Annotated in this window: 13 protein-coding genes; 11 read left to right on the forward strand and 2 right to left on the reverse strand. The window is 59.3% G+C overall.

Features of this window, described 5'->3' with window-relative positions; genetic code table 11:
• Positions 1 to 21 precede the first annotated feature (21 nt).
• Complete coding sequence (locus tag G3M56_RS01820; RefSeq protein ID WP_164365670.1) at positions 22 to 3168, reverse strand: alpha-mannosidase; 3147 nt, start codon at positions 3166 to 3168, stop codon at positions 22 to 24.
• Between the two features lie 135 nt (positions 3169 to 3303).
• On the opposite strand from G3M56_RS01820, the gene G3M56_RS01825 reads away from it, so the two are divergent.
• The 5 genes from G3M56_RS01825 to G3M56_RS01845 all read left to right on the forward strand — a co-directional run bounded on the left by G3M56_RS01825 (position 3304) and on the right by G3M56_RS01845 (position 7964).
• The gene (locus tag G3M56_RS01825) at positions 3304 to 3807 is read left to right on the forward strand and encodes a peptidylprolyl isomerase (RefSeq protein WP_164365669.1); all 504 of its coding nucleotides are present in this window, start codon (positions 3304 to 3306) and stop codon (positions 3805 to 3807) included.
• A 192-nt stretch (positions 3808 to 3999) separates the two neighbouring features.
• Positions 4000 to 4437, forward strand: coding sequence for a hypothetical protein (locus G3M56_RS01830; RefSeq protein ID WP_164365668.1), 438 nt, complete (start codon positions 4000 to 4002; stop codon positions 4435 to 4437).
• A 60-nt stretch (positions 4438 to 4497) separates the two neighbouring features.
• Positions 4498 to 5103 carry a nitroreductase family protein gene (locus G3M56_RS01835; RefSeq protein ID WP_164365667.1) on the forward strand — a complete coding sequence of 202 codons (606 nt, stop codon included), beginning with the start codon at positions 4498 to 4500 and terminating at the stop codon, positions 5101 to 5103.
• Between the two features lie 870 nt (positions 5104 to 5973).
• A complete protein-coding gene (locus G3M56_RS01840) occupies positions 5974 to 6285 on the forward strand; it encodes a DUF3817 domain-containing protein (protein ID WP_164365666.1) in 312 nt (103 codons plus the stop codon).
• A 287-nt stretch (positions 6286 to 6572) separates the two neighbouring features.
• Entirely contained in the window at positions 6573 to 7964 is a 1392-nt protein-coding gene (locus tag G3M56_RS01845) for an ROK family protein (RefSeq protein WP_164365665.1), read from the forward strand.
• A gap of 397 nt (positions 7965 to 8361) precedes the next feature.
• Here G3M56_RS01845 and G3M56_RS01850 read toward each other — a convergent pair whose 3' ends face one another.
• Positions 8362 to 9537, reverse strand: coding sequence for an acyltransferase family protein (locus tag G3M56_RS01850; RefSeq protein ID WP_164365664.1), 1176 nt, complete (start codon positions 9535 to 9537; stop codon positions 8362 to 8364).
• Between the two features lie 392 nt (positions 9538 to 9929).
• Between G3M56_RS01850 and G3M56_RS01855 the strand changes: the two genes are divergently transcribed.
• From G3M56_RS01855 to G3M56_RS01880, 6 genes are all read left to right on the forward strand, one after another.
• Complete coding sequence (locus G3M56_RS01855) at positions 9930 to 10541, forward strand: DUF6580 family putative transport protein (RefSeq protein ID WP_164365663.1); 612 nt, start codon at positions 9930 to 9932, stop codon at positions 10539 to 10541.
• A gap of 163 nt (positions 10542 to 10704) precedes the next feature.
• On the forward strand, positions 10705 to 11814 hold the full coding sequence (gene pdhA / locus G3M56_RS01860) for a pyruvate dehydrogenase (acetyl-transferring) E1 component subunit alpha (RefSeq protein WP_164365662.1): 1110 nt from the start codon (positions 10705 to 10707) through the stop codon (positions 11812 to 11814).
• 81 nt (positions 11815 to 11895) lie between these two features.
• Positions 11896 to 12897 (forward strand): alpha-ketoacid dehydrogenase subunit beta, encoded by a 1002-nt coding sequence (locus tag G3M56_RS01865; RefSeq protein ID WP_164365661.1) that lies wholly within the window; start codon positions 11896 to 11898, stop codon positions 12895 to 12897.
• 53 nt (positions 12898 to 12950) lie between these two features.
• Positions 12951 to 14273, forward strand: a complete 1323-nt coding sequence (locus G3M56_RS01870; RefSeq protein WP_164365660.1) for a dihydrolipoamide acetyltransferase family protein — start codon at positions 12951 to 12953, stop codon at positions 14271 to 14273.
• 74 nt (positions 14274 to 14347) lie between these two features.
• Positions 14348 to 15736, forward strand: a complete 1389-nt coding sequence (gene lpdA / locus G3M56_RS01875) for a dihydrolipoyl dehydrogenase (protein ID WP_164365659.1) — start codon at positions 14348 to 14350, stop codon at positions 15734 to 15736.
• An 863-nt stretch (positions 15737 to 16599) separates the two neighbouring features.
• The gene (locus tag G3M56_RS01880; RefSeq protein ID WP_164365658.1) at positions 16600 to 17826 is read left to right on the forward strand and encodes a hypothetical protein; all 1227 of its coding nucleotides are present in this window, start codon (positions 16600 to 16602) and stop codon (positions 17824 to 17826) included.
• Positions 17827 to 18005 lie beyond the last annotated feature (179 nt).

The raw sequence follows: 18005 nt of genomic DNA on the forward strand, positions 1-18005 counted from the left end.
CCGATTATTGATTCATCTCCACTACCGCACGCGCAGCGTGTGGATCTCGAATGGCTTGGTCTTGAAGTGCACCGGCGCGCCGTTGTGAGGCTGGGCCTCGCCAGTTGGGTTCTCGAGCAGGTTCGTAACTTGGGCGGTCTCCCCGAGCATGGAAACCGTCAAGCCCACAGGGCCACGGGTGCGCAACGCCTCGTATCCTCGGATCACCACGCCATTGCCATCCTCTGCCAGCTTGAGCGTATCGATGACAAAGCCCTCGCGGTCGCAGCTCACAAACGAGTGCTGTGATGGCAAGCTGGCACCGCCGCCCTGCGCATCCGCCTCGATCAACGGCACATTCAGATCCGCCGCCTGCTCGATCACCGACGCCAGTCCAGCCTCGTGCGGGAAGAGCGCATAGCAGAACGAATGCTTACCAAGATCCGCATCCGGATCCGGAGCCACCGCACCCTTGAGCAAGGTGATGCGCATCCGGTTGCCTTCCACCGTGTGGCCGTACTTCGATTCGTTGAGCAACGCCACCCCATAGTCGGGTTCCGACACGTCGAGCCAGCGGTGGGCACAGGTCTCGAACATGGCAGCATCCCACGATGTGTTGCGGTGGGTTGGGCGCTCGACATGGCCAAACTGCGTCTCATACGAAGCAACCGAACTGCGGATGTCCACAGGGAAGACCGCACGCAACAAACGGTGTCGCTCGTTCCAATCAACGTCCGTGTTGAAATCAATCCGGGCCGATCCCGCACGCAATGTGATCCGTTGATCGATTGAGCTGCCATTGCCAAACTCATGACGCACACGCACGGTGGCGGCCATTGGCGATGCCTCGACCAGCTCGTGGGTCACCGCGTCGGCGAGCACCTCGGCGCTGTCGTCGGCGTGACTTTCGATGTCCCAGGCATTCCAGAAGTTAGGCAGGTCGCGGTAAATGGTGAGCTGGTTCGCGGATTCGCCCTCCGCCACGACTTCGCGCTCGGCGACCAGGTCATAGACGCTGGTGAGTTGTCCGTTTTGGTTCACGGTGACGCGCAGCAGTCCGTTCTCCAGCGTGATCACGCCGTCATTCTCCTCGTGCACCTTGACCTCCGCCACGCCTTCCGGTAATCCGGCAGCCCGCTCGACCACCGCATACCCGCAGGAAGGCACATCGACCCACGTTTCGCTGCCGTCGGCAAGACGCACGACACCACGACGACCCTGACCCAATGTGTTGAACAATACAGGAGCGGCACCTGCGCCGGTATCCATGGCATCGGCAAGCGCGGCGGCCGCCGCATCGCGGATCGGCTCCACCAGCTCACGAATGGTCGCGTAATCGCGATCCGCATCACGGTAGACCCACTGGATGGACGATCCCGGAAGGATATCGTGGAACTGATTCAAAAGCAGCAGCTTCCACGCACGGTCCAGACGGCGCAGGACCACGTCGTCCGCTTTGTGGGGCGGGCAACTGTCCACATCGTACACCGCACGCTCCGGTTCTTCCTCCGGCAGGTCGAGGGTGACATTACCGAGCACCGTACGCTGCAGCGCGACGAGCATTTCCGTATCCTGAAGGAGGAACTCACACTTGCGGTTGTTGCGCTTGGTTTCAGCCTGTGAGGTGAGCGTGCCACGATGGAGTTCGAGGTAGAGCTCGCCGGTCCAGACGGGCAATTCGACGTCCTGTACCTCGGCCTTTGCCTTGGAGAAGAACGAACGCACCGTATCGAACTCGACCCGTGGCATGCCCTGCAAGTCCTTGAGCCTTTCGATCCGGCCGATCTGATCAAGAGTCGGGCCGCCTCCACCGTCACCGAAGCCAAACGGAATCAATGCTCTGGTCGCGATGTCCTTCTGCGCAAAGTTCGTCGCCGACGAACGCAACTCCGTGGCGGAAATCTGCCCGTTGTAGGTATCACCCGGAGGGAAGTGTGAGAAGATGCGCGTGCCGTCGATCCCCTCCCACCAGAATGTGTGGTGCGGAAACTTATTGGTGTCGTTCCAGCTGATCTTCTGAGTCAGGAACTCATCGATCTCCGCCTTGACCAAAATCTGAGGCAACGCCGCCGCGTAACCAAACACGTCAGGCAACCAGAGGTCGCGCGTCTCCACTCCAAATTCGTTCTTGAAGAACTCCTTGCCGTAAAGCAACTGGCGCACCAACGACTCCCCCGAAGACAAGTTGCAGTCGGCCTCGATCCACATCGAGCCCATCACCTCCCACTGGCCACGGGCCACGGCCTTCTTGATACCCTCCCAGATCTCCGGGTAATGCGCCTTCATCCACGCATACTGAATCGGCTGCGACGCACTGAACTTGAACTCAGGGAAGCGCTCCATGTAGTCGAGCATCGTGGCAAAGGTGCGCGCACACTTGCGCACCGTCTCGCGCAACGGCCAGCACCACGCCGTGTCAATGTGCGCATGCCCCACCGCCGACAGCGTATGCGTGCGGCTTGCGTTGGTCTGCTTCAAGGCCGGCGCAATCGCAGCCAGTGCCCGCGGAATCCCCGAGGCATCGTCCGGCAATAAATAACGACACGCCTCGTTGAGCCGATGCTTTAGCTCACCCCTCCGGTCCGAATCCGCAGGCAACGCCTCCATCAACTCACTCAACAAACGAAACTCTAAATCCAACCGACGGGCGTCTTCGTTCACCAATGCCAACTCCGCCCGCTTGAGGGCAAACAACGGCTTGCCCATGTAATCCGGCATCAGTTTCTCTGCCTCATCCTCACCCCGTTGCCAGAACCACTGCGCCTGAGGGTTGGCAGCCGCCTCCACCAAGATCTCGATCGGCGAGCCATCAGCAACGCCCAGCCTCACCGCCTGACGGTTCCGGTTGACCGCCGTGATCGGCACCCCGTCGCGGAAGACCAACCCTTCGCGACCAAAACCCTCGCCCGCCTCGAAACTCAGGTCGATCAAGGCTTCCACTTCGCGCCCCACCCAGTCCTCCGGTGGCGTGATCGTAAACTTGAACCACGTCGTCTCCCAGCGCGCACCCCATGCATCACCCACCGCCGCCGGTTTGAATGGCGCATGCAACACCTTGGAAATCGGCTCCGGCTCTCCGTGAATATCATAGCGCTCGACGCTCATCGTCAATCGCTTCGAATGGATGTGGGGTTGGATAAACCTGGCTGGCGCCAGCTCGATCCGCTTCTCAATCGGTTGGTAAGGCATGCTTGCTAAGAGGAGTTGAATTATTGGAGCTCTCGAAACGATCACGAACGCACGCGCCTTACCAGATAAAAGACACACTCGGCAATATTTCGGAATCCCATTGCCACAGCTCCCGATCGGGGTAACCGTTTCCCCATGGCAGACGACATCCGTATCATCCTTAAAACCAACCGTGGTGACATTCACGCAACCATCTTCGCTAGCGAAGTGCCAGTCACCGCCTCGAACTTCCTCAACCTCGCCAGCCGCGGGTACTACGATGGCATCACCTTCCACCGCGTGATCCCTGACTTCATGATCCAAGGCGGCGACCCAACCGGAACCGGTATGGGCGGCCCTGGCTACAAGTTCGCCGACGAGTGCAAACCAAACCTGCGCCACAGCAAGCCTGGTATCTTCTCGATGGCAAACGCCGGACCAAACACCAACGGCTCACAGTTCTTCGTCACCCACGTGCCAACCGATTGGCTCGACGGCAAGCACACTGTCTTCGGTGAAACCACCGACGGCCAGGACGTCGTCCACGCCGTGCGTCAGGGCGACCAGATCACCGGCATCGAGATCCTCGACAGCACCGACACTCTCTTCGAAGAAAACAAAAACTACATCGACCAGTGGAACGCTGTGTTGAATAAGTAATCGTTTTCTAACCGATTATTCACAACGCGCCGTCTTTGGGGGATCACACCCTCAGGCGGCGCGTTTTTTTTTGTCTCGCAGAGCAACCGGCATCACTCGGCAACTGCGTCACACCGATAATGCCACACCAAACTCTGAGTCTTTACGTAACCAGCACGATCTGATCAGATACCGCCGTTCGAGAACCAATCTATGCCCCCCTTCAAATCCACCGTGATACGTCACCCCAGAGAACTCATTATTTTCGGAGCTCTTAGTTATGTTTTCGGTGCCCTGCTCGCAGCATTGGATCAATCTCAGCAAGCATTCATCCGCGATGACTGCTTCTACATCGGCACCTTGGCCCTCGTCTCGGGATTGATTCTATGGGGAAGCGTGAAATTCAGGGTACTGAAGGCGGGCAAGTGGATCGTTCGAGGGCTGTTCGTGGTCATCGCTGTGGGCTGGGCTCTGGCCTCCTACGAGCTGATCGTCTCGGATATTCATCCGGCGATAAGGTTGCTCATGCTCGCTGTGTTCGGATTTTTCCTGGCGGGTTCTTGGCTTCTCACCTGGTGGCCAACACTCACCATTCCTGAGTTCGCTCAAGCCCCCAAACAAATCCCCTCATCCGCGGCACCCAATCGATGACAATCGGCGTATCTCGTCGGGAATAATGTGGCCGTAAGCCGCTCTCACCTGCCCGATATTATGAACACCATCGAAAACATCGAATCCCGCCGATCCATCAAACACTACGACCCCGAGCACGTCATGCCGGAGGCCGACCTGCAGGAACTGTTGCGCCTGACGAAACTCGCGCCGTCTTCGTTCAACATGCAGAACTACCGCATCCTCGTGGTGCGCGATCCCGAGCTGCGCAAACAAATCCGCGCCGCCGCATGGGACCAGGCTCACGTTACCGATGCCAGCGTTCTCTTCATCCTCTGCGCCGACGCCACAGCCCACGAGGCGGACCCAGCCACTTACTGGGGCCACGCTCCACAGGAAGTGCAGGACATGCTCGGGCCAATGATCAAGCCATTCTACGAAGGCAAAGACCAGCTCATCCGCGACGAAGCTATCCGTTCATCCGCATTGGCCGGAATGACCCTGATGCTCGCCGCCCGCGACCTGGGCTACGATTCCTGCCCGATGATTGGCTTCGACGCCGACGCCGTGGCCAAGCTCATCAAGCTTCCAGACAACTACATCCTCAGTTTCATGATCCCGGTCGGCAAACAAGCCAAGCCCGCCTGGGACCGCGGCGCCCGCCTGCCAGACGAAGAAGTCGTCGCCTACGACACCTTCGCCTAACGCACGGCAGTCTCTCTGACGTTCTCTCACAACGCACGCCTCCTCCACAGGGGGGGGCGTGCGTTTTTTGTTTAAGCCGCCGCACGCACGCCACCCGCCTGTCCTTATCTTTATCCCTATCCAAATCCTAATCGGATTCACTGCGGTCGATGCTGGATTGTTCGAAATCCGAAATGATGACGGCGCGTTACCACCAACGACAGGAGTGTCGTCGCCCCATCGATGAATGCCCGCTCCACCGGTTGCGATGGACCTATCCCGCGGCCGCGGGATAGCGAGCGGTTCACGCCACACCAAACAATCCCCGCACACCCACTCCCCAATCCCCCCCATCCTGAAATCTGTGGAAAAACGACGCGACTAGCGATGACCGCTCGCCCATTCTCCGCCGCCGGAGCTAGCAGTCCTTTGGGATCTTCGGGTCTTTGCGTGAGCCTCCCCCATCGACGACAGGAATGTCGTCCCACCAGCGCTGCGCGTGCTTGGTTCGCGACCCTGATCTTTATCCCTATCCAAATCCTAATCGAATTCACTGCGGTCGATGCTGAATCGTTCGAACGCGGAAATGATGACGGTGCGTTACCATCAACGACAGGAGTGTCGTTGCCCCATCGATGAACGCCCGCTCCATCGGTTGCGATGGACCTACCACACTCCTGTGGTAGCGAGCGGTTCACGCCACACCCAACACCGCCCGCACACCCACTCCCAAATCCTCCCCATCCCGAAATCTGTGGAAAAAAGCGCGACCTGCGGTAACCGACATCTCCCTTCACCCACCGCCGGAGCTAAAACCCCTCCGCGTGAGATCCCCCCACGCCGCCACCGATTTCGCTGGATTCCTCCCGCGTGCTCGCCAGATTGCCGGCGATGAAAGCCATGCCTGTCCATATCTTCCGCATCATTGGTCACTGGGAAGCTGTTTCGTTCATCTTGCTGATGGGAATCGCGATGCCTCTCAAACGCATCTGGGACATGCCGTTGGCGGTCACCTACGTCGGCTGGGCGCACGGTGTCTTGTTCGTGCTCTACGCGATCGCGCTCTACTTCGCGATGGAGGCCAAACAGTGGTCGATCGGCAAAGCGTTCATGCTCTTCGTGGCGGCTCTGGTTCCATTCGGCCCTTACATCGCCGACCGCTGGATCAAGCCGGAAGACGAAAAGCTCGCCGCCGGAAACTAGTCCGCCCCCCTTTCATACAGCGCTCCCCATTTCCGGCCGGTTTACTCTAAAAACCAGCATTTTCGCAACGACTGCTGAATAGATTCGGCGCAATCTTGCGGAAATTCGGCTGACATTGGCACAAGCCAGCCACGAGATGTGGCAGTTAGGCCGAGTTGCACCAACTTCGTTGCGGTTATTCAGCGTTTTCCCGAAGGAAATTGGCTGGATTTCATCACTTCCCGAACTAGTGTGCCTCTCGTGCGCGTGTTCGCACACTCTCCCTCACCCAGTGAGACCTCCCGATTATGAATATTGAGCCAAAGATCAAGCCGGTATTGGACCCTGAATTCGTTCCCGCTGAGTTGTGGAACCAGGCATTCGAAGAGAAAGTCGCCGCCACCGAGGGTGCGCACGATGTGAAACTTGCCCTCGCTCGCAACAACGGCGTGTGCTTCCACTTCAGCGCTCGCATCCTTCCTCACGAAGGCGAGAACGCCGCTCTCAACCTCAAGTACGTTGAGCGACTGGTGAAGTTCATGCTCTGGGCCAAGGGCGGAAGCCGCATCTTCGTCGCCGGTGACGACAAGCTCGCCGCTGAGTTGGCAGAAATTTACTCCGAAAAGGGTGCCCGCGCATTCGACTGGGAGATCATCGGTGAAGGTATGTTCGACGAACACATCACCGTCCAAGCCTGCGCTGAAGCAGACCTTCCTGAAGAGAAGGAAAGCACCGCTCCACTCGGCCGCCACATGGACGGCTGCCGCATCGGTTTCGACCTCGGTGGATCCGACCGCAAGGCCGCTGCTGTGATCGACGGTGAAGTCGTTTTCTCGGAAGAAATCCCATGGGATCCATACTTCCAGACCGACCCAAGCTACCAGTACGACGGCATCGTCGACTCGCTCAAGCGCGCTGCTGAGCACCTGCCACGCGTCGACGCCATCGGCGGATCGGCTGCAGGTATCTACATTAACAACGACGTCCGCGTGGCATCGCTCTTCCGCGGTATCACCGACAAGGAAGTCTTCAACAAGGTCGTGCGTCCGATGTTCAAGGAAATCGGCGCCAAGGAGTTCCCTGGTGTGCCATTCGACGTCATCAACGACGGTGAAGTGACCGCTCTCGCTGGCTCGATCTCGATGAACAGTAACGGCGTTCTCGGCGTGGCTCTTGGCACATCGCAGGCTGTCGGTTACGTCGATGCCAAGGGCAATGTCACCATGGGCATCAACGAGCTCGCATTCGCCCCAGTCGACTACCGCGAGAACGGCCCGGTCGACGAATGGTCCGGCGACGAAGGCTGCGGCGTGCAGTACTTCTCCCAGCAGGGTGTGGCACGTCTCGCTCCACTCGCAGGCTTCGACTTCGGCGACATGCCATTCCCAGAGCAGCTCGTCAAAGTGCAAGAGGCCATGGCAGAAGGTGACGAGCGCGCCAGCAAGATCTACGAATCGCTTGGTGTCTGCTTCGGTTACTCGATCGCTCACTACGCACGTTTCTACGACATCCAGACCCTCATCATCATGGGCCGCGTGACCTCCGGTGCAGGTGGCGAGCTCCTCATCGAAAAGGCTCAGGAAGTCCTCAAGGCCGAGTTCCCAGAACTCGCCGAGAAGATCACCATGACCGTTCCAGACGAGAAGATGAAGCGCCACGGCCAGGCCGTCGCCGCTGCATCGCTCCCTGCGATCGGCTAATTGGCTCTGTTGAGTTGATTTTCAGAACCACCCGTACCCTCACCGGTGCGGGTGGTTTTTTTTGTACCCGAAAAGAACTCACGCAGAGACCACGCTATCACTAAGCCGCGGAGCGGTTTCAGCTCCGGCGGTGGAGAAGGGGGGCAGCTTTCCACGGATTTCAGGATTAGCGGGATTGGAAAGAGGGGGCGCCGATCTCGACCACAGGAGTGTGGTCGCTCCATCGCAACTGGTGGAAGGGGCATTCATCGATGGGGCAACGACACTCCTGTCGTTGGGGGGAACGCTCCGTCATCAGTTCGGAACCCGAACCAGGCACGCGCAGCACTGGGCGGACGGCACTCCTACCGTCGAGCGAGCGACTCCGCCCCATCCATCCGCGCCCATCTCCCCCGCGCTACTTCCTCTTGCCACGCCAGCGCATCGTCGGGCGCTCGATGAGCTGGTAGGCCACGGCACAGGCGGCCAATGTCAGCACGACCGTAAACGCCAGCGGTAGCAGGTTGAACGGCCAGTCGCCCTTTTCAAAACCGAACAAAGGAATGGTCACATTGTACGTCACCCAGTACAGCGCCGCGCCGTGGAAAAGATAGATCGAGTAGCACATACCGCCGATCGTCGCGACCAGCGGCTGCGACAACAATGCCTTCAGCCAGCGCCCACGCATGACAGCAGTGAATGCCACCAAGAGCAGGATCGGCAGCCAACGGTCCATCGCAGGGATCTTCAGCGCGAATGGGATCCACAACCACGCGGCGGTGCCGACCACATCCCACCACCAGCGGGCGGATGGGCTCTCACTCCAACGCGAAACGTAGAGGTCACTCAGCAGAATCCCGATGAGGAAAAACTGAATCTGCCCGAGGATCGAATGCTTCCACAACTGGCTCGGGAAATAGAACATGCCCTCACCGACCAACGCGTGGATTCCAAACACACCGGCCAACAACACCAAGCGCCGAACCACCGCCGACTTCAACTTGAACACACTGCACAAGAACGGCGCCAACAGATAGAATTGAATCTCAATCTCCAGCGTCCAAGACACAAAGAGCAATGGGTTGAGCCCGCCATCATAAAAGAGACTATGCGAGTACAGCATGCCCGCAGCCCAGTGAGGGAGCCCGTCGCTCCATGGGTTGCCATTCATGGCGCAGTGCACAATCAGGCCGGAGGTGAGCGCGATGATGTACGGCACCCCGATGCGCACTGAGCGCCGCAGGTAGTAGTTCTTCATGTCGACCGGCTTGCGGCCCTTGAGGTGGTGCGCGGCAAAGGGCAATCCCAATACGAAGCCACTGATCACAAAGAAAACCTGCACCCCGAACCATCCCTGGCCGACGGCAAACCCAAGCCAGTCCCAACCCGGTGTCCACGTGATGCCACTCGGGATGGCCTCTTTGAAAAAGAGAATGTGCGCGTGGAAGAGTACCACCGCCATGATCGCAATGAAGCGCAACCCGTCGACTTCCGGCATGTAGTTGCCCGAGCTGGTGACCCTGGCAAAGCGGGCCATCAATTGCTGCCACTTCGACTGCGGCTGCGGATCATCCTGTGCACTGGTGCTGGTCATGAGAGAACCGCCACCCTCACCCCCGATGACGATCTGTCCAGCAGCAATTTACCGCAGAAGGGGAGGGCGGGGCCTCTCCCAGGTTTTCCACAGATTTCAGGATTGGCTGGATTTTGCTGGCGCCGACCTCTTTGGGATCTTTGGGCCTTTGCGTGAGAATCCATTGGCCGAGTCTTCGAGCCCTTCGTGGTTTCACTCTTCTCCTCCGCTCGAAGAGCGCTTCAATCCACGACCTAGAGCTTACCGCTCACCTCCCCATCCTCGGCTTGCGCTGGGAGGAGGCTGCGATTAGGTTCGCAATCCGGCGCGCGCGTCTGGATCGGGCAGCGTATCGATCATCGGGCGCATGGGTGATTCCAGCCGCGCCGCGAGCACCGAACCAGATCCCAACTATGAGCTCCTCGACCTCTTCCGACCAGCGGGCCGCCCTGATTGCCTCCGTGGCGTTGTTTTTCTCCATCATCGCGCTGCGATTGGTGTTTGCGACCACTGGCAGTTCGCTGATGGGCTACTCGCCGATGATCGCAATGGTGCTGTGCGCGGCCTACTTTTTCCGCAAGCCGGTGCAATGGCTGGTTCCCGCCGCGGCCTACCTCATTTCAGACATCTGGATCACCGTCGGCATCTACGAGCACTCGTTCTCAATCGTCACACCACTGGTGTTTGTGGCCTTCTACATTGGACTGGTCGCATTCTCACGCCGCATGGGCAATCGCATGACCCGCCTGCTGCCAGCCCTTTTCGCCACAGCCACCGGAGCGCTCGCATTCTACCTCATCGCCAACACCCTCTCGTGGGTGGGCAACCCGGTCTACGACAAGTCGCTCGCTGGCTGGATCCAAGCCCAAACCACAGGCGACCCGGCATTCGCGCCGACCTGGACCTTCTTCCGTGCCTCGCTGGTGGGGAATTTGCTCTTCACCGCCGCGTTCATCCCGCTGGCACACCGCAAGTCACAGCGCGTGCAAGCCGCCGATCCGGTCTGCTCAGTGAACCAGCACTAGCCGGTTGCCCGACTGAGAAATCTGCACGAAACAGCCGACCACCCATCACACAAATTATCGCTGGCATTACCGACCCAGCCCCCTATTGGTTATAGAACCCCGGAACTCCCCGGCTGGCTGCGGCCAGTCCGCCTTTCGAAATCGACATACCACGCATCACACCATGCCTGCCCAGAATAAAACCAACGCAGATAAGAAGAGCGCATGCTCCAAGGCGGTTGATTACTCCCAGGCGGAGATCAACAAGCAGCTCACCCCGGAGGATAAGGTCGAACTTTACCGCCAGATGGTGCGGATCCGTAAGTTCGAGCAGATCTCCCTCAAGTACTACAACCAAGGCGTGATGGGTGGCTTCCTCCACCTCTACATCGGCCAGGAAGCCGTTGCTGTGGGCACCTGCTCGCTCAAGGGCGACCACGACCACTACATCACCACCTACCGCGACCACGGTCACGCGTTGGCACTGGGCATGAACATGAACGAGTGCATGGCCGAGCTCTTCGGTAAGGCTACTGGTTGCTCGAAAGGCAAGGGCGGATCGATGCACTTCTTCGCACCGGACAAGAACTACTGGGGTGGTCACGGTATCGTCGGCGGCCAGACACCACTGGGCGCAGGTCTCGCCTACGGCGTGAAGTACCTCGGCCACAAGGGCAGCTGCCTCTGCTACATGGGTGACGGTGCCATCAACCAGGGTGCCTACCACGAGGCTCTCAACCTCGCCGGTCTGTGGGACCTTCCTGTCATCTTCATCATCGAGAACAACGGCTACTCGATGGGTACCAGCCAGAAGCGCTCGTCGGCACACCCTGAAGAAGGTCTCGCCGCTCGTGCGGAAGGCTACGGTATCGAGTGGGATGTCATCAACGGTGAGAACATCTACGAAGTGCGCGCAAAAACCTGGGAAGCCATGGAGCGTGCCCACAACGAGTCGCGCCCAACCGTCCTCGAGATCGACACCTACCGTTACTACGGTCACTCGGTGGCAGACGCCAACGCCAAGAAGTACCGCAGCAAGGAAGAAATCGAGCGCTACCAGCGCGAGCACGACCCACTCAAGATCTGGCAGAACATCCTCATCGAGGAAGGCCACCTCACCGAAGACGAGGCCAAGCAGATCGACAAAGAAGCCAAGGAAGAAGCCCTCGCATCGGCCAAGTTCGCCGAGGAGAGCCCATATCCTGAAGTGGCCGACATCATGGACGACATCTACTACGAGGTCGACCGCGGCACCGACAAAGCCAAGCACGGCAAGTACTTCTTCAACGACTAATCCCACCGGCATCCGCCCGCTCCGGACCAGCCGCATCCCACGGCACCGGAGTGACCCATCCATTTCCAACCTATTTCGCAAATGCCACTCATTACCTACCGTCAGGCCCTGAACGAAGCCCTTGCCGAAGAGATCGAACGCGATGAAAACGTGGTGCTCATCGGTGAAGAGGTGGCCGAATACAACGGCGCCTACAAAGTGACCGAAGGCCTGTGGGCCAAATATGGCGACAAGCGCGTCGTCGACGCTCCAATCTCCGAAGCCGGCTTCATCGGCATGGGCGTTGGTGCATCGATGCTCGGAGTCCGCCCTGTCATGGAGCTCATGTTCTGGTCGTTCGCCTACGTCGCAATGGACCAGATGATCAACAACGCAGCCACCGTCCGCTACATGTCCGGCGGCCTGATCAACTGCCCGATCGTGGTGCGCGGCCCGGCCAACGGCGGCACCAACGTGGGTGCCACCCACTCGCACACCCCTGAGAACCTTTTCGCCAGCATGCCTGGTCTCAAGGTTGTGGTTCCTGCCACCGCCTACGACGCCAAGGGTCTGATGAAAGCCGCCATCCGTGACGACGACCCTGTCTACGTCATGGAGAACACCTTGCTCTACGGCGAGAAGTGGGAAGTCCCAACCAACGACGAACTCGAAGAGGGTGAGTTGGTCATCCCTCTCGGCGTGGCCGACCTCAAGCGCGAGGGCACCGACCTCTCGATCATCGCCCACGGCCGCTGCGTCATCGAATCGCTCAAGGCCGCCGAAGTGCTCAAGCACGATCACGGCCTCGATGTGGAAGTGCTCGACCTGCGCTCGATCCGCCCACTCGACGAAGACGCGATCCTCGCCACCGTCCGCAAGACCAACAACGTGCTCCTCGTCGACGAAAACCGCCCATTCTGCGGCGTCTCGTCGATGATCGCCACCATCATCCAGGAGAAAGCATTCGACGATCTCGATGGCCCGATCATGCGCGTCAACACCATCGACGCCCCAGCCATCTACAGCCCGGGTGTTGAACCACACCAGCTGCCAAACGTCGACCGCATCGTCGCCAAGGTGTTGGATATGCAGATTAGCAAATAACCCAAGCAGCCCGGGATCCCCCCGGGCCCACTCACTGATTCCCACTAGTTACCATGCCAACCGTTATCAAAATGCCAAAGCTCTCGGACACCATGACCGAGGGAACGCTGCTTAAATGGAACATTCAAAAGGGCGACTCGGTCGAAATGGGCCAGATCATCGCCGAAGTCGAAACCGACAAGGCGACCATGGAAATGGAAGCGTTTGACGACGGCATCGTGCACGAGCTCTACGCTGCCGCCGGCGACAAGGTCGCAGTCGGTGCCCGCATGGCGGTCCTGCTGGCTGACGGCGAAGACGCCTCGGCTGCCGACAACCTGAGCGACGACGCCCCGGCGGAAGCACCTGCCGCCGCAGAAGAAGCTGCTCCGGCAACGAGCGCCGCCGCACCTGCCGCTGCTCCTACCTCGGCTCCGGCCGCTGCTGCTCCAGCACCTGCCATCGCCGACGCCGACGTGAAGATCAAGATCTCGCCGCTCGCTCGCAAGATCGCCAAGGCCGAAGGCGTGGCTCTCGCCGCACTCCAAGGCCGCGGAACCGGCCCTGGCGGCCGCGTCACCAAAGCCGACGTCCTCAAGGCCATCGAAGAAGGTGCCACCGCAGCTCCTGCTGCAGCACCAGCTGCTGGCGCTGCTCCTGCCGCTACCAGCGCGCTTCCAACCATCCTCCCGACCGTCGGCGAGGAAGACGAGGTGGTGCCGCTTTCGACCATGCGCAAGATCATCGCCGATCGTTTGCTCGCGTCGAAGACCCAGCTCCCGCACTTCTACCTCCGCGTAGAGATCGATGCCGCTCCAATGATGGAGTTGCGCAAGCAGATCAACGCATCGGAAGCCCAGCGCGAGAATGGCAACAAGTTCTCGGTCAACGACTTCGTTCTCAAGGCCGTAGTCGGCGCAGCCCAGGCTGTCGGCGACATCAACGCCTCGTTCAACGGTGACTCGATCGTCAAGTTCGCCAAGGTCGGCCTCTCGGTCGCCGTGGCAGTGGACGACGGCCTCGTCACTCCTGTGATCAAGGACGCCGCCAACAAGTCGCTGGTCGAAATCTCGAAGGCAGTCAAGGACCTCGCCGTCCGCGCTCGCGACAAGAAGCTCAAGCCAGACGAGTTCGACGGCGGAACCATCACCGTTTCCAACCTCGGCGCCTGGGGCATCGATCACTTCGACGCCATCGTCAACCCACCACAGGCCGCGATCGTTTCGGTCGGCGCTATCAAGCAGAAGCCAGTCGTGGTCAATGGCGAACTCGCCGTGGGTACCCGCATGTGGATCGGCCTCTCCGCTGACCACCGCGTGGTCGACGGCGCGGTTGCCGCCACCTACCTGCAGGAAGTGGTCAAGCGCCTTGAGTCGCCTGCATTGATGCTCGTCTAATCCATCTATCCGGCCTACGGTTTCGCACCGTAGGTCGGTTTGCTTTTTACCAACTCTCATAAACTAACCAAGTCATGTCATACGATCTTATTGTTATTGGCGGCGGCCCTGCCGGATACGTGGGTGCCATTCGCGCAGCACAACTCGGTAAGAAGGTTGCCGTGGTGGAAATGGACCGCGCTGGCGGCACCTGCCTTAACTGGGGCTGCATTCCTACCAAAGCTCTCCTCAAGAACGCCGAGCTCTACCACACCCTGACCCACCGTGCCGATGAGTTCGGCATCAAGATCGAAGGTCTCTCCTACGACTGGGAAAAGGTGATCAGCCGCTCGCGCGGTGTGTCCGACAAGCTCGCCGGTGGTATCGAGTTCCTCTTCAAGAAGAACAAAGTCGACTACATCCGCGGCAAAGGCAGCATCGTCGGCAACGGCACCATCGAAGTCGAGGACTCCGAAGGCAAGAAGCAGACCGTCACCGCACGCCACATCCTCGTGGCCACCGGATGTAAGTCGCGCGAACTGCCACCACTTCCATTCAACGGCACCACAGTGATCGGCTCGAAGGAAGCTCTTACACTCAAGAAGCAGCCGAAAGAGATCGTGATCATCGGCGCCGGCGCAATCGGCGTTGAGTTCGCCTACTTCTTCAACGCCTACGGCACCAAGGTGACCATCGTTGAGATGCTCGACCAGTTGTTGCCAGTCGAAGACACCGACGTCTCGAAAGCTCTCGGTCGCTCGTTCAAGAAGCACAAGATCGGTCTCAAGCTCGGTCACAAGACCGTCGAAGCCAAAGCCGACGAAAACGGCGTCGAGCTCACGCTCGAGAACGTCAAGAACGGCAAGCAGACCACCCTCAAGGCAGACGTTGCTCTCGTCGCTATCGGCGTTCAGCCGGTGCTTCCTGGCGGTGCAGACAAGCTTGAGCTCGACCGTGGATACATCAAGGTCAACGACCGCTACGAGACCTCGATCAAGAACGTCTACGCAGTGGGCGACATCATCGGGCCACCATGGCTTGCACACACCGCATCGTACGAAGCCATTCAGTGCGTTGAAGGTCTCTACAAGGAAGGTCACACACCAAAGCGTGTCGGTCTCTTCCCTGGCTGCACCTACTGCCACCCACAGGTTGCGAGCATCGGTCTCACCGAGCGCGCCGCCAAGGAAAAGGGCATTGCCTACAAGGTGGGTCAGTTCCCATTCCAGGCCATGGGTAAAGCCCAGGCTGTGGGCGAGACCGAAGGCTTCGTCAAACTCATCGTTGGTGAGGAGCACGGCGAAATCCTCGGTGCTCACATCATCGGCGAAAACGCAACCGAACTCATCGCTGAGATCGGCCTCGGTATGGAGCTGGAAGTGACCGTCGACGAAATCGAGTCGACCATCCACGCCCACCCAACGCTCGCGGAAGCCATCCACGAAGCGACCAGCGACGTCCACAACATGGCAATCCACATCTAAGTGGATGATGTCATAGCGGCACCCAGCCGCTAGCACTCACAAAGCCCCCGGCGCCCACCCGCGCCGGGGGCTTTTTCGTGGTCGGAGGACGGCAGATCCTCACGCAGAGACCACGCTATCGCTAAGACGCAGAGCGGGTTCAGCTCCGGCAGCGGGGAGGAGGAGGTCGGTCATCGGTGGTCGCAGTTTTTTTTCCACAGATTGGCAGGATGAATGGGATTTTGGAGTGGGTTGGTGTGAATCGCTCAGAATCACGTACACCACACGCCGATCATTCCCCGATGGACCAACGACACTCCTGTCGTTGACGCCAACAGCTTCATCATCCGTTCGGCAGTCGAGCCGGCCTACATCGACCGCCGCGAACCCGATAAAGATTTGGATAAGGACCGGTGAGCCATGCACGCGCAGCGCTGTAGGGACGGCATTCCTGCCGTCGATGGGGAAGCTCACGCAAAGACCCAAAGATCCCAAAGGGGGTCTGCTCCGGCGACGAGGGAGAGAGCGTCGGTCACAACCGGTCGCTATTTTTTCCGCAGATTACAGGATTGAGGGGATTTGAAGTGAGTTGCTTTGTATCGCTCAGAATGACGTGAACCACTCCCAACCACAGGAGTGTGGTTGCTCCATCACAACACGCAAGACCGACCATTCCCCGATGGACCAACGGCACTCCTGCCGTTGCCCCTCAGCCCCTCAGCCCCGTCGCCAGCTTCTTCGTGAACTTCGTGCTCTCTGTGGTTCCAAAAAACCAATGAGCCCCCCACCTGCGAATCCTGCCCTCGGGATCTACTTCCTACTTTCCAAAACGCCTGCAACTTTGTAGCTGCAAGGAACACCCGATTTCCCGGTATTGTTGCACTATGAAACTCCTCGCCTACTGCCTGTCTCTCCTTTTGCTCTTCTGTGCACCGCTGGGCGCATCAACCGAACCTGAGCTAGGGATCCAAGAACAGGTGGAGGAAACTCTGGGGATCTCCGCCGATGACCCACGCTTGCCGGGCGTCACCTTGGCTGAAGGAGTCTCGCAGCTCACGGGCGTCGCCGTGTCCCCGCTGCTCGGCGTGTCCGCGATCGGCGCATGGACCTACTGGACGACCGATGCCGAGGTTCGCGACCAGCTTCCCTGGTTATGTCGTCCGTGGTTCTGGGGCACCGGGATCGGCGTCCTCGCGCTGCTTTTCCTCGCCCAATGGATCCCTGAACCGTTCAAGACTCCGGTCAAGTTCCTCGAAACGATGGAGGACAAGTTCAGCGCCATCATCGCTGGCTCGACCTTTGTGCCGTTTATCGTGCACCAATATTCCCTCTCCGCGGGGATGAAGGAGGAGGCGACGGTTGAAATGCCGATGGCGATGCTCGGCACCCAGTTCGCCAGCGAGGTTTCCGTGCACTGGTTCTTGCTACCTCTGGCATTCCTCGCCTTCGGGATCATTTGGATCGTCAGCCACGCGTTCACGATTCTCATCGCCCTTTGCCCGTTTCCCTTCATCGACTCGATCCTGAAAATCGCACGGGTGGGTTTCCTCGCGAGTCTTGGTGTGCTTTATGCCATCAGCCCAGTGCTCGCTGCGATCGTGTCCCTGCTTGTCCTGATCATTTGCGCCTTCATCGCGCCATGGGCATTCCGCGTGACTGTGTTTGGCTCGGCGATCGGGTGGGACTTCCTCAAGAGCCTCATCTTCAAACACCAGTTTGAGGGCAGCCATGCCCGTGCCTTCCTCGCGCGTAGTTTCCCTGGTGGGTTCAAGACGCGTTGCTACGGAAAACTGACGTATTGCCCGGAAAGTGAAGGCCTGATCTTCTCGCGGCGCTGGATGTTCATTGGGCCAGAGAAAAAGCTTAACCTGGATAAAGACGCTGAGTTTCTCGTCGAAAAGGGGCTCATTTCTCCAAGCCTGGTGTCGCGGGCACCGGGAGATGCACGACACCAGACCCTCGTCCATTTCATGCCGCGCTACCGTCATTGCTCCGAAGAACTCGCAGACCATTTCCGCATTGGCTGGCGCGACCAACCGCTCGTCCGCGGGATCCGGGGAGCCCGCCAATGGTTTGCCAATCAGTTCAATCGGAAGAAGATCACTTTTTAGGTGAGCTAAAACACACCTTCGGCGCGAGTGATGTTACCACTCTGTGACCTGCGGATGAATCCGCAGGTCACAGGTAAAGCGATCGCTTCGCGATAGAGCCGATCCGAGCGTCGCGGAGCGACAGCTTACCGGCTAGCCGGAGGTTTCAACCTCCGGTGGGGTCCTGTGAAAGCGAGTCG

Source organism: Sulfuriroseicoccus oceanibius (genome assembly GCF_010681825.2).
GTDB classification, from domain to species: Bacteria; Verrucomicrobiota; Verrucomicrobiia; order Verrucomicrobiales; family SLCJ01; genus Sulfuriroseicoccus; species Sulfuriroseicoccus oceanibius.

Excerpts from the sequence above, each read along its gene's own strand:
- G3M56_RS01870 (WP_164365660.1), top strand. The coding sequence starts at position 12,951 with ATGCCAACCGTTATCAAAATGCCAAAGCTCTCGGACACCATGACCGAG.
- G3M56_RS01825 (WP_164365669.1), top strand. The coding sequence starts at position 3,304 with ATGGCAGACGACATCCGTATCATCCTTAAAACCAACCGTGGTGACATT.
- G3M56_RS01850 (WP_164365664.1), bottom strand. The coding sequence starts at position 9,537 with ATGACCAGCACCAGTGCACAGGATGATCCGCAGCCGCAGTCGAAGTGG.
- G3M56_RS01835 (WP_164365667.1), top strand. The coding sequence starts at position 4,498 with ATGAACACCATCGAAAACATCGAATCCCGCCGATCCATCAAACACTAC.
- G3M56_RS01855 (WP_164365663.1), top strand. The coding sequence starts at position 9,930 with ATGAGCTCCTCGACCTCTTCCGACCAGCGGGCCGCCCTGATTGCCTCC.
- pdhA (WP_164365662.1), top strand. The coding sequence starts at position 10,705 with ATGCCTGCCCAGAATAAAACCAACGCAGATAAGAAGAGCGCATGCTCC.
- G3M56_RS01830 (WP_164365668.1), top strand. The coding sequence starts at position 4,000 with ATGCCCCCCTTCAAATCCACCGTGATACGTCACCCCAGAGAACTCATT.
- lpdA (WP_164365659.1), top strand. The coding sequence starts at position 14,348 with ATGTCATACGATCTTATTGTTATTGGCGGCGGCCCTGCCGGATACGTG.
- G3M56_RS01845 (WP_164365665.1), top strand. The coding sequence starts at position 6,573 with ATGAATATTGAGCCAAAGATCAAGCCGGTATTGGACCCTGAATTCGTT.
- G3M56_RS01840 (WP_164365666.1), top strand. The coding sequence starts at position 5,974 with ATGAAAGCCATGCCTGTCCATATCTTCCGCATCATTGGTCACTGGGAA.
- G3M56_RS01865 (WP_164365661.1), top strand. The coding sequence starts at position 11,896 with ATGCCACTCATTACCTACCGTCAGGCCCTGAACGAAGCCCTTGCCGAA.
- G3M56_RS01820 (WP_164365670.1), bottom strand. The coding sequence starts at position 3,168 with ATGCCTTACCAACCGATTGAGAAGCGGATCGAGCTGGCGCCAGCCAGG.
- G3M56_RS01880 (WP_164365658.1), top strand. The coding sequence starts at position 16,600 with ATGAAACTCCTCGCCTACTGCCTGTCTCTCCTTTTGCTCTTCTGTGCA.